This window comes from Nonomuraea sp. NPDC049269, assembly GCF_043197155.1.
Taxonomy (GTDB): Bacteria; Actinomycetota; Actinomycetes; order Streptosporangiales; family Streptosporangiaceae; genus Nonomuraea.
In genome coordinates, this window is record NZ_JBICSO010000001.1 from 1110808 (window position 1) to 1121545 (window position 10738).

General features: G+C 70.2%; 10 protein-coding genes. 5 read left to right on the top strand and 5 right to left on the bottom strand.

Annotation, left to right across the window (positions count from 1 at the left end):
• Window position 1: 1 nt before the first annotated feature.
• From ACGFNP_RS05155 to ACGFNP_RS05170, 4 genes are all read right to left on the bottom strand, one after another.
• The gene (locus tag ACGFNP_RS05155; protein WP_393314989.1) at window positions 2–1987 is read right to left on the bottom strand and encodes a protein kinase; all 1986 of its coding nucleotides are present in this window, start codon (window positions 1985–1987) and stop codon (window positions 2–4) included.
• Between the two features lie 2 nt (window positions 1988–1989).
• Entirely contained in the window at window positions 1990–4113 is a 2124-nt protein-coding gene (locus ACGFNP_RS05160; RefSeq protein WP_393314992.1) for a protein kinase, read from the bottom strand.
• 119 nt (window positions 4114–4232) lie between these two features.
• Complete coding sequence (locus ACGFNP_RS05165) at window positions 4233–5066, bottom strand: siderophore-interacting protein (protein WP_393314995.1); 834 nt, start codon at window positions 5064–5066, stop codon at window positions 4233–4235.
• Window positions 5067–5222: 156 nt separating this feature from the next.
• Entirely contained in the window at window positions 5223–6197 is a 975-nt protein-coding gene (locus ACGFNP_RS05170; RefSeq protein WP_358329060.1) for an alpha/beta hydrolase, read from the bottom strand.
• 174 nt (window positions 6198–6371) lie between these two features.
• Here ACGFNP_RS05170 and ACGFNP_RS05175 point away from each other — a divergent pair, with 174 nt between their 5' ends.
• Genes ACGFNP_RS05175 through ACGFNP_RS05185 form a run of 3 tightly spaced genes read left to right on the top strand, consistent with a single transcriptional unit; the run spans window position 6372 to window position 8756 of the window.
• A complete protein-coding gene (locus ACGFNP_RS05175) occupies window positions 6372–7211 on the top strand; it encodes an ABC transporter permease (RefSeq protein ID WP_393314999.1) in 840 nt (279 codons plus the stop codon).
• Window positions 7204–7992: an ABC transporter permease gene (locus tag ACGFNP_RS05180; protein ID WP_393315002.1), complete on the top strand. Its 789-nt coding sequence runs from the start codon at window positions 7204–7206 to the stop codon at window positions 7990–7992. Before ACGFNP_RS05175 ends, ACGFNP_RS05180 begins: the two co-directional genes overlap by 8 nt.
• Window positions 7993–7994: 2 nt before the next feature.
• Window positions 7995–8756 carry an ATP-binding cassette domain-containing protein gene (locus tag ACGFNP_RS05185; protein WP_393315005.1) on the top strand — a complete coding sequence of 254 codons (762 nt, stop codon included), beginning with the start codon at window positions 7995–7997 and terminating at the stop codon, window positions 8754–8756.
• Between the two features lie 16 nt (window positions 8757–8772).
• Here ACGFNP_RS05185 and ACGFNP_RS05190 read toward each other — a convergent pair whose 3' ends face one another.
• Entirely contained in the window at window positions 8773–9210 is a 438-nt protein-coding gene (locus ACGFNP_RS05190; RefSeq protein ID WP_358329049.1) for a hypothetical protein, read from the bottom strand.
• A 146-nt stretch (window positions 9211–9356) separates the two neighbouring features.
• Here ACGFNP_RS05190 and ACGFNP_RS05195 point away from each other — a divergent pair, with 146 nt between their 5' ends.
• A complete protein-coding gene (locus tag ACGFNP_RS05195) occupies window positions 9357–9911 on the top strand; it encodes an MFS transporter (RefSeq protein WP_393315008.1) in 555 nt (184 codons plus the stop codon).
• Between the two features lie 50 nt (window positions 9912–9961).
• The gene (locus ACGFNP_RS05200; protein ID WP_393315011.1) at window positions 9962–10693 is read left to right on the top strand and encodes a YcnI family protein; all 732 of its coding nucleotides are present in this window, start codon (window positions 9962–9964) and stop codon (window positions 10691–10693) included.
• Window positions 10694–10738 lie beyond the last annotated feature (45 nt).

The window sequence follows — 10738 nt, forward strand, 5'->3', positions numbered from 1 at the left end:
ATCACTTCGTGCTGTACCAGAGGCTGATCGTCTTGAGTTGCTTCGCTGGTCCCTCGGCCAGGAGCCGCTTGATCTTGCCATCGAAACCGGCCAGGACCACGCGGGTGGTGCCGCCCTTGGTGACCAGGGCGAGGATGTGCTCGCCGTCCAGCCAGCCGCTGAACGTCGTGATCTCGCCTCCCGGCACGACGGCCTTCCTGGTGCCGGTGACCACGTCCCACAGGCAGACGTCCCTGGGCTTGCCCGGGCAGGCGGTGGAGAACACCGTGGCGGTCCCCGTGCCGATGCGCAGTGTGGCGGCGCTCCTGTGCATGAGGTCGCCCATGCCGCGGAATGAGCGGATCACCGTGCCGTCCAGCCCGACGAAGCTGATCGCACCGTCCCTCTCCTGGCGCATCAGGGTCGAGGCGTCCGGGCCCCAGGAGTAGCTGCCCTTGTACCCTCCGGCCATCAGGCGGGTGCGGACGCTCTTGGTCGCGGCGTCCACGATCACGAACCCGGCCATGGTCAGCGAGCCCGTCTTGCCCGTGTAGATCGTCATGAGCAGGTGACGGCCGTCCTCGTTCCACACCGCACCGAGCGTTTCGCCGGGTTTGTCGGCGGTGCGGAGTTCCACGTCCTCGCCGGTGACCGTGGTGACCAACCTGATCGTGTTGTAGTCGGTACGGCTCAGCGTCGTGGTGGACAGAGCGGCCACATAGGTGCCGTGCGGTGAGACCGCCGGCTGCTGGAAATTTCCGAAGTATTCGAATTTGGCGGTCTTGGCGTCGCGGACGTAGGCGGGAGCGCCATCACTCAGCGGCACGATTCCGTAGGCGGAGCTGGCCCAGACGGGGTCGGCGGGGTTCTCGTGCAAGGTGATCTTCGTGCCGGGTATCTTCGCCGTGGTCGTCGCGGTCGTGGGGATCACTTGGGCGACCGAGACCGTGGGCGTGCCGGACGACGCCGAGGATGGGATGGAGCTCGGGCCGGTGGTGGCGGTGGCGGTCCCCGCCGTGCCGGTCACGGTCGCCGTACGGGTGAGCTTGATCGTGACGGTCACCGCGACGGCGGCCACCAGCACCGCGGCGGCGCCCGCCCCGGCCCGCGCGAGCCGCCGCCCGAAGCGCCGGACAGGAACCGGCGCCGAAGCGGCAGGGGGCGGGGCGGCGGATCTGGTGCCCTCGGTGAGCAGGCCCTGTGGCGGGACCGGATGGCCGAGCAGGGTGAGCAGGGCGCGGGCGGCCGTCGGGCGGGCGGCGGGGTCCTTGGCCAGGCAGCGGGCCACCAGGTCACGCAGGTCGCCCCGCAGGTCGCCGAGGTCCGGCTCCGCGGTCAGGATCCGGTTGAGCACGGACGGCAGGTCGCCCGAGCCGAAGGGCGGCTTGCCCGTCGCGGCGCACACCACCGTGGCCGCCCAGGCGAACAGGTCCGCCGGCGGCCCGGAGCCGGCGCCGCCGAACTGCTCGGGAGCCATGTACGGCGGGGTGCCCACCAACTGGTCGCCGGTCAGCTCACTGGAGTCCAGCGCCCGCGAGATACCGAAGTCGATCACCCGGGGGCCGTCCCTGCCGAGCAGCACGTTGCCCGGTTTGAGGTCCCGGTGCACCACGCCGGCCTGGTGGATGGCGGCCAGCGCGGTCAGGCTGCCGATCGCCAGGCGGCGCAGTTCGGCCTGCCGCAGCGGGCCCCGCTCGGCCAGGACCCTGGCGAGTGAGGGGCCGTCGACGTACTCGCTGACGACGTACGGGACACCGTTCAGCTCGCCGGTCGCCAGCACGGTCGCCGTGCAGAACGCCTTGACGCGCCGCGCGAGCTCGATCTCCTTGGCGAACCCGGCCCGGTCCTCCTCCCCGGCCGCGCGCGTGAGCAGCTTGATCGCGACCCGTTCCCCTTCGGCCGACTCGCCGAGGTAGACGACCCCTTGGCCGCCAAGGCCGAGCCGGCCCGCGACACGGTACGACCCCACCTGGGCGGGATCACCCGTGAGCAAGGGGCGCGGTTCCATGGTCACGGCGCCTTGGCCGCGAACTGCCGGGCGCTGTTGTGCGGGGCGAGGTCCACGAGCACCCGCTCGACCTTGCCCAAGAAGTCGACGATCTCGACCTGGGCCCGGCCCTTCTTGGCGTTCTCCTGCACCAGGATGTGGTCCTCGTCGAACCAGCCGAGCAGGAGGGAGCCGTCCTTGACGGAGGGCACGGTGGCCTTGCGGTCACCGGTCGTGGCGTCCCAGACGCAGACCTCCTTGCCGGTGGGGCAGACCGTCATGAACTGCTTGCCCGACGGGGAGTACCAGGAGACGTCACGGGGCCTGCCCACCCAGTGCATGCTGTGCGTGACTTTTCCCGACATGTCGTACGTCTCAATGCCGTTGCTCTTGGGGCTGCTGTAGCCTCTGGCGATCTTGCCGTCCGGGGTGAACGCGAACGGCAGGCTGCTGTCGTCGGTGTACTGGGTCTTCACGACGGTGGCCGTCCGCGCCCGCACGTCGACGGCCACGAAGCCGGTGATCCGGTCCCGCTTGGCGTTCGTGATCGACAGCAGCACCCGCCCGCCGTCCCGCGACCAGGAGGGGTACCAGGTCTGCGCGGGTTTCTGCACCGTGTTGACGGTGAAGGACTCCTTGGTGTTCAGGTTGGTGAACCGCACGTGATCCATGCCGGAACTCTGGAACTTGATCCACGGGTTGAGCGCCACCCAGTCGCCCATCGGCGACACGCGCGGCTCCTCGGCCAGACCGACCTCCTGGAACTGGCCGGCCCGGTCCCTGGCGAACGCCTTGAACGGCCTCTTGACCTGGAGGTAGGCGGCCAGCCGTACGGGATCGGCGGAGTTCTCGTGCAGGACGGCGTCGATGTCGGTGAGTTTGACGTCCTTGTCGGCCTTGGGCGCGACGCTGGCGACCGGCGCGCTGGTCACGCTCGGTGTGATCGTGGGCGCGGCGGTGATGACCGAGGTGGGCAGGTTCGTACCGGCGTCGGATCGGACGGCCCCGGACGGACGGGGGGCGGACGGACCGGCGGCCACCACGATCGGCCGGCGGGTCAGCGCGTAGACGCCGACGCCGGACACCAGGGCCCCCGCGACGAACGCCACCACGGCGATCAGCACCCCGCGACCCCGCCGAACCGGCACAGTGGCCGCGACGCCGGCCGGCTCCTGCCCGTCCTGCGGTGACGGCTGCGGCGAATCCGACGAAAACGACGGCGACTGCGATGGCTGCCACCGCAGCGGTGGGGAATCCAGCGATGAAGGCGGCTGCGAGTCCGGGGGTAATCGCGGCGGCGGCAGGCTGTACGGCAGCCCGGACGGCGGTGGCAGCCGCGCGGTCAGGAAGTTGGTCTCCCCGACCAGCCGCAGCAGCACGTCGCTCGACGTGGGACGCAGCGCGGGATCCTTCGCCAGGCAGGCCACCACCAGCTCGCGCAGGTCCCCGAGGTCGGGCAGGTCCGGCTCGCCGTTGGTGATCCGGTTGACCGTGCCCGCCATCGAGCCGCCGTCGAAGGGAGAGCGGCCGGACGCCGCGGCCACCAACGTCGCCGCCCAGGAGAACAGGTCGGCCGGCGGTTCCGCCGTGGCCCCGCCGAGCCGTTCTGGCGGGGTGAAGGCGGGAACGTCCACCTTGCGGGTCGTGGCGGAGGCCGTGCCCGCCATCGCCCGGCCGATGCCGAAATTGATCAGCCTGGGCCCGTCAGGGCCGAGCACCACGTTGCCGGGCCGGATGTCGCCGTGCACGACGTTCGCCTGGTGGATGGCCACCAGCGCGGTCGCGGTCCCGACCGCGAGCCGGTGCAGCGCCGCGTTCCGCAGCCGCGTGCCCGCCGCGGTCGCCCGCTCCAGCGTGGGGCCGTCGATGTACTCGCTCACCACGTACGGCCGGTCGTCCAGCAGCCCCGACCCGAGCACCTGGGCCGTGCAGAACGCGGAGACCTCCTGGAAGGGCTCGATCATGCGCAGGAAGCGCTCCTGGTCGACCTCCGGGTCCAGCAGCTTCACCACGACGAGCTCCGGGGCGCCCTCTTCCGGTTCAGCGTTCACCCGTCCGACGAACACGTCCGGGCTCAGCCGTCCGATCAGCCGGTACTCACCCACCTGGATGGGGTCATGCTCGCGCAGCGGTTCGAATTCCGGCATGCGGATTTCTCCTCCCGGCACAACCAGGCCGTAGATCACCAATTATGGTGACTCGTCGCCGGGAATTGGAGAGGTTGCCCGTGATCCCGCGATCAGGTGAGCGTCGCGCTGGGCGTCTCCTAGCCGAGTGCCGCGGCCTCCTCGGCTTCGACCTGGCGGTTCCAGTCGCGCTTCACGGCTCGCCAGCCCTCGTCGTCGGCCCCGAGCCGCCAGTAGCCGGAGATCGACAGCCGCTCCATCGGCACCTTGCGATCGACCCGGAGGTGCCGCCGCAGCTCCTTGACGAACCCCGCCTCGCCGTGGACGAACGCGTGCACGTCACCCTCGGGGAACTCCAGCTCACGCACCGCCTTCACCAGCGCCTCGCCGACGGGCGCGCCGCCGCGGTGCAGCCAGACCAGCCGCGTGTCACCGGCGACCCGCAGCTTCTGCTCCTCCTCCGGCCCGTCCACCTCGATGAAGGCGTGGGCGAGGGCGCCGTCGGGCAGCGCCTCCAGCGAGGCCGCGATCGCCGGGAGCGCGCTCTCGTCACCCACGAGCAGGTGCCAGCCGGCCTCCGGGCTCGGCACGTAGCCGCCGCCGGGGCCCAGCATGAACAGCTCGTCGCCGGGCACGGCCCGCGCGGCCCACGGCCCGGCGATGCCCTCGTCGCCATGGTAGACGAAGTCCAGCGTCATCTCCTGGGCGTCGGGGTCCCAGGCCCGCACGGTGTAAGTGCGCAGCCGCGGCCAGACCTCCCGCGGCATGGTCTCGCGTACGTGCTGGACGTTGAAGGGAACCGGGTAGTCGACACCCTCGTGCGGGAAGACGAGCTTGACGTAGTGGTCGGTGAGACCCGAGGTGGCGAAGTCACGCAGATCCTCACCACCGACCACCACGCGGATCATGTGGGGCGAGATCCGCTCCGTACGGACGACGACGCCGCGATGGTGATCTCTGGGCTTGTCAGCCATCGGTCACTCCTCGAAATATTAGGTATGCCTAACCTACACTGTCATGCTCCGGTCCGCAGGTGAGCGGCCACGGCGACCAGGCACCATTCAGGCGATACCAGCCGCGATCTCCCCAGCATGGCATCACCAAAGAGAGCCTCGGGTATCAAGGGGGCTTCAGGCCGCATCCTCCAGCGAGGACGACCGGACGGCCGCGACGGCGGCGAAGAAGCGCGCCATGTGCCGGAAGGCCAGCCGGCCCTCGGGCAGCACGTCCGCCAGGATCGGGAACACGTGCGGCATCCGCCGCCACTCCTCGTACGTCACCGGCACCCCCGCCCGCCTGGCCTTGACCGCCACGCGCCGCGCCTCGTCCCGGAGCACCTCCGTCGAACCGGTGACGATCATGAGCGGCGGCAGGCCGGTGAAGTCGCCGTGCACGGGCGACACGAGGGGATCGCGCGGGTCCAGGCCGGAGGTCCAGCGCCGGGCCAGCCAGCGGATGCGGCCGGCCGCCAGCATGGGGTCCTGCCAGCGGTTCGCGCGCTTGGGCAGGTCCGTCAGGTCGGCCCAGGGCGACAGGCAGACGGCCGCGGCCGGCAGCGGCAGGCCCCGGTCGCGCAGGGCGAGCAGGGTGGCCAGCGTGAGATGCCCGCCCGCCGAGTCGCCGGCGAACACGACGTCCTCGGGCGCGTACCCGCGGTTCAGTAAGCAGTCGTAGGCGTCCAGCGCGTCACTCAGGGAGTCGGCCAGCTTGTGGACCGGCCCCTGGCGGTAGTCGAGGGCGAGCACCGGGCGGTGGGCCGCGACGGACAGGCGCCAGGTGATCGGCCGGTGGGTCCTGGGCGAGCAGGAGAAGTAGCCGCCGCCGTGAAAGTACAGCAGCACCTTGCCCTCGTCGGGAGCGGCGCCCGCGCGCACCCACTCCCCGCCGCACGCCGAGAAGGCGGCCGGCTCGATGTCCACGTGGCCGGGCGGGCGCAGCGGCAGCAGCCGGGCCAGGTCGCCGAAGCGGGCGGCGCAGTCGATCGTGAGGGGGTGGCGCATCAGGAGGTGGGAGGCCGGCTTGAGGGTCCCGCGCATCAGACCGGTGAGCGCGCGAGCCTGCCAGCTCAACGGGTAGTCGGGAGTGTCATCCCTGTCCAGGTCCATGTGTCCTCCGATGAATATCCTTCCCCTAGAACATCGCTCTACTCGCAAGTAAGTATCTCCTCGCTTACGGGATTATTTCGGCGATGTGTCGCGCGGTGCCGCGTTCCGTTTATCGCGTTGCGGAGCCCCGACCGGAAAGCAGATAATTCAAGGCTTCCATCGGCCGACCCACGTATGGGTCCGGGCACGGCTGGTCACCGTGCCATCACTCTCCGGAGGTGCAGAACCATACCCCTCTATGCCCGGCTGGTCCGGTACGGCTTCCGCAAGCACGCCACCTACGTCTGGGCCACGGTCGCGGGCGCCTTCACCAACAGCGTCTTCGGCATCCTTCGCGCCTACATCCTCATCGCCCTCTGGCAGGCCAGGCCCGGTCTGGCCGGCTACGACGTCACCCAGGCCGTCACGTTCTGCTTCATCACCCAGGCCTGCATCGGCCCGATGCAGCTGTTCGGCACCGGTCTCACCATCCCCGAGCGGATCCGCAGCGGCGACATCGCGCTCGACCTCGTCCGCCCCGCCTCGCTCCAGCTCTGGTCCCTCGCCGAGGACCTGGGCAGGGCCGCCTACCTGTTCTTCGCTCGCGGCATCCCGCCGATGCTGCTGGGCGCCGCGCTGTTCGGCATCGCCCATCCCGCGGAGCCGGGGCAGTGGCTCGCCTTCCTCGCCGGCTTCCTGGCCGGGGTGATCGTCAGCTTCGCCTGGCGCTACCTGGTCGCGCTGTCGGTCTGCTGGCTGATCGACGACCGTGGCGTGGGGGCGTTCTCACTGGTGCTCACCACGCTCTTCAGCGGGATGCTGCTGCCGCTCAGCCTGTTCCCGGGCATCGTCGGCGAGCTGGCCAGGGCGCTGCCGTGGGCCGCGATGGTCCAGGCCCCCACCGACCTCTACCTCGGCAAGGCGCCCGTCCTGGAGACCCTGGCGTTCCAGGGCTGCTGGGCGGCGGTGCTGCTCGCCGCCGGCGCGCTCGGCACGCGGGCCATCCGCCACAAGGTGGTGATCCAGGGTGGTTAGCGCTTATTTCCGGCTGGCCTGGACCTGGACCCGCGCCGCGATGGCCTACCCGGCCTCGTTCGCCCTGATGTCCGTGCTCGGTCTCATCGTGGCGGGCACCGACGTGGCGGTGATCCTCATCATCTTCGCCAACACCACCTCTCTGGCCGGCTTCTCCCGCGCGGAGACGCTCTTCCTGTACGGCACGGCGAACGTGGCCTTCTGCCTCTGCGACATGTTCGTCAGCAACATCGACCGGATCAGCCAGCACGTCAAGGCGGGCACGTTCGACACCATGCTGATCAGGCCTGTGAGCACCTGGATCCAGATGGCGGCCGACCGTTTCCTGCCCACCCGCATCGGCCGCGTCCTGCAGGCGGCGCTCGTGCTCGGCTACTCGATCAGCGCCCTCGACCTCGACTCCGGGCGGCTCTGGATGATCCCCGTCATGATCGCGACGGGGGTGGTCATCTTCGCGGCACTGTGGACGCTGGCCGGGGCGGTGCAGTTCGTGCTGACGGACGCGTCCGAGGTGACCAACGCCTTCACCTACGGCTCCGGCCAGCTCACCCAGTACCCGTTCGCGATCTACGGCCGCGAGCTGGTGCGCGGGGTGACCTACGGGCTGCCGCTGGCCTTCGTCAACTGGCAGCCGGCCCTCTACGTGCTGGACAGGGACGACCCGTTCGGCACCCCGGGCTTCATGCGCTTTCTCGGGCCGGTCGCGGCCCTGGTCCTCGCCCTGCTCGCCGGGTTCGCCTGGCGGCTGGGCATCCGGCACTACCGATCCACGGGGAGTTAGGGATGATCGAGCTCGACCGGGCCGGGCGCTCGTTCAAGGTGAAGAGGAGCCTCAAGCTCGAAGGGAACCTCGTCCACGCCGTACGCGACCTGTCGTTCACCGTGGCGCCGGGAGAGTTCGTCGGCTACCTCGGCCCCAACGGCGCCGGCAAGTCCACCACGATCAAGATGCTCTGCGGCATCCTGACGCCCACCTCGGGCCGGGTGCGGGTGGCCGGGCTCGACCCCTCGCGCAAGCGCACGACGCTGGCGCGGCGCATCGGCGTGGTGTTCGGGCAGCGGACGACGCTGTGGTGGGACCTGCCGCTGCGGGACAGCTTCGAACTGATCCGGCACCTTTACAAAGTAGATCGCCATGTCTTCAAGACGCGGCTCGACGAGCTGACCGAGACGCTCGACCTGGGCGGTTTCACCCGCACGCCGGTGCGCCAGCTCAGCCTGGGCCAGCGCATGCGCGGCGACCTGGCCGCCGCGCTGCTGCACGCGCCCGACGTGCTGGTGCTCGACGAGCCGACGATCGGGCTCGACGTGGTCAGCAAGGCGAGCATCCGGGCGTTCCTGCGCCGGCTCAACACCGAGCAGGGCACGACCGTGCTGCTGACCACGCACGACCTGGGCGACATCGAACGGCTCTGCCGCCGGGTCATGCTGATCGACCACGGGCGGCTGGCGTTCGACGGCACACTCGACGAGCTGATGGCCACGGCGCCCGAGCAGTCCACGATCGAGGACGTGGTCACCCGCCTCTACACCGGCAGCCGCTGAGCCCGAACGCCAAGGATCAGTAGTAGCTGCCCTGGGGGCTCTCCTCGTAGTCCTCGTCCAGGTCCTCGTCCCGTCGCGCCCAGCGGGACGGGATCAGCACCGGGATGAACATCGCCACGCCGAGCAGGGCGAAGAAGCCCGTGGTCAGCATGGTCTTGTCACCGAACCCGATGTCTCTGATGATCTGGTTCACCGACGGCTCGTCAGGGATCAGGGAGATCGCCCGGTTCATGTCGAGGGAGTAGACCACCGTCCAGGCCAGGAGCACCATCGAGGGCACGAACGTGGCCAGCGGAGACACCCGTCCCGCCACCACGAGTCCGACGACCAGTCCCACCGCCGCCATCGCGCCGAGCGCGATCCACATCTTCTGCCCGCCCGCCGGGTTGCCCGCCGCGCTCGTTAACGCCTGCTGCACGGCCCATCCGCCACCGCCCAGCACTGCTGCGGTCACCACAACTCCGATGAGCAATCCCGCAAAGTGCCGCAACGTTCTCACCTCAATGTCTACGTGGTTCGGCACGACCCTAGCGACAATTGCCGCAAATCGACCAGGCCTTGCGCAGCATGGGAGTAGAGGTCTCCCTGGACCCTGCCCCCGTGAGAGCATGTGACACACTCATGCGCGCGCAACTTCCCCTCAGGCTCGCGCGGACGGCCGCCTTCGCCGCCGTCTGCGTGGGACTCGCCGCGCTCGCGCACGCGATGGGCGGCGGCTCGGTCCCCGCGCCGCACACGGCCGCGCTCGGCCTCGGCGCCGTGCTGCTGGCGGCCCTGGCGCTGGGCGGCCGGGAGCGCTCGGCCCCGACGATCAACGTCGCGCTGATGTGCGCCCAGCTCGGGCTGCACGAGTGGTTCGGCACCGACGGCACCGCCTACGTCGTCACGCACCCCCACGGCCGCGGGCTCAGCGAGGGCATCGGCATGCTGCTGGCCCACCTGACGGCCACGCTGATCACGGGGTGGTGGCTGGCGCGCGGCGAGAGCGCGCTCTGGGCGCTGCTGCACCGCCTCGGCCACCGTCTGGTGCTGCTGCGCCCGGTCGCCGTCGCGGCTGTGGGACAGATTGTCCCGATGGTGATCGTCAGGATCGTCCCGGTCGATCCGTTTCTCCTCCACTGTGTCGCCAGGCGTGGTCCTCCACTGCCCGCCTGAACCTCTGACACCTTTTTCGATTCTTCGATCATTCCCAGTGGAGTTTCCCCATGTCCTTCACGCGTCGTGCCGCGACCGTTCTCGCCGCCGCCACCGCGATCACCGCCGGCCTCGCCCTTCCCGCGCTGGCCCATGTCACGATCAACCCGGGCACCGCCGAGCAGGGCGGCTTCTCCAAGGTCGCCTTCCGGGTGCCGAACGAGCGCGACGACGCCTCGACCGTCAAGGTCGAGGTCGCCTTCCCCACCGATCACCCGCTGGCGTTCGTCTCGGTCAAGCCGCTGCCGGGATGGAGCGTCAAAGTCACCGAGGGCAAGCTGCCCAAGCCGGTCAAGACCGAGTACGGCGAGCTGAAGGAGGCCGTCACCAAGGTCGTCTGGTCGGGCGGGAAGATCGGCAAGGGTGAGTTCCAGGAGTTCGAGGTGTCCATGGGACAGTTGCCCGAGGACGTCGATGAGCTCACGTTCCCGACCACGCAGACCTACAGCGGCGGCGAAGTGGTCAAGTGGGCCGACGCCCCGAAGGCGGACGGCAGCGAGGCGGAACACCCGGTTCCGACGCTCAAGCTGACGCCCGCGACCGCGGCCGATTCACACCACGCCGGGGCGTCAACCCCCGCGGCCTCGGCCTCCGCGAGCAACGTGGCGGCCCCGTCCGTCACCCAGGTGTCCGCTGGCTCGTCCTCGGACGGCACCGCGCGGCTGCTGGGTGGCGCGGGGCTCGTGGTGGGCGTCATCGGCATCGTGGTCGCCATCCTGGCCCTGCGCCGCCGCCCGTCCTGACGTCCGGGAGGGCGACGCTCTCCTAAGGGGCCCGGGTCGGATCTC

Bases quoted from the DNA above. Each gene is read 5' to 3' on its own strand.
- ACGFNP_RS05185 (WP_393315005.1), top strand. From the start codon at position 7,995: ATGATCGAGCTCGACCGGGCCGGGCGCTCGTTCAAGGTGAAGAGGAGC.
- ACGFNP_RS05170 (WP_358329060.1), bottom strand. From the start codon at position 6,197: ATGGACCTGGACAGGGATGACACTCCCGACTACCCGTTGAGCTGGCAG.
- ACGFNP_RS05165 (WP_393314995.1), bottom strand. From the start codon at position 5,066: ATGGCTGACAAGCCCAGAGATCACCATCGCGGCGTCGTCGTCCGTACG.
- ACGFNP_RS05175 (WP_393314999.1), top strand. From the start codon at position 6,372: ATGGGTCCGGGCACGGCTGGTCACCGTGCCATCACTCTCCGGAGGTGC.
- ACGFNP_RS05160 (WP_393314992.1), bottom strand. From the start codon at position 4,113: ATGCCGGAATTCGAACCGCTGCGCGAGCATGACCCCATCCAGGTGGGT.
- ACGFNP_RS05200 (WP_393315011.1), top strand. From the start codon at position 9,962: ATGTCCTTCACGCGTCGTGCCGCGACCGTTCTCGCCGCCGCCACCGCG.
- ACGFNP_RS05155 (WP_393314989.1), bottom strand. From the start codon at position 1,987: ATGGAACCGCGCCCCTTGCTCACGGGTGATCCCGCCCAGGTGGGGTCG.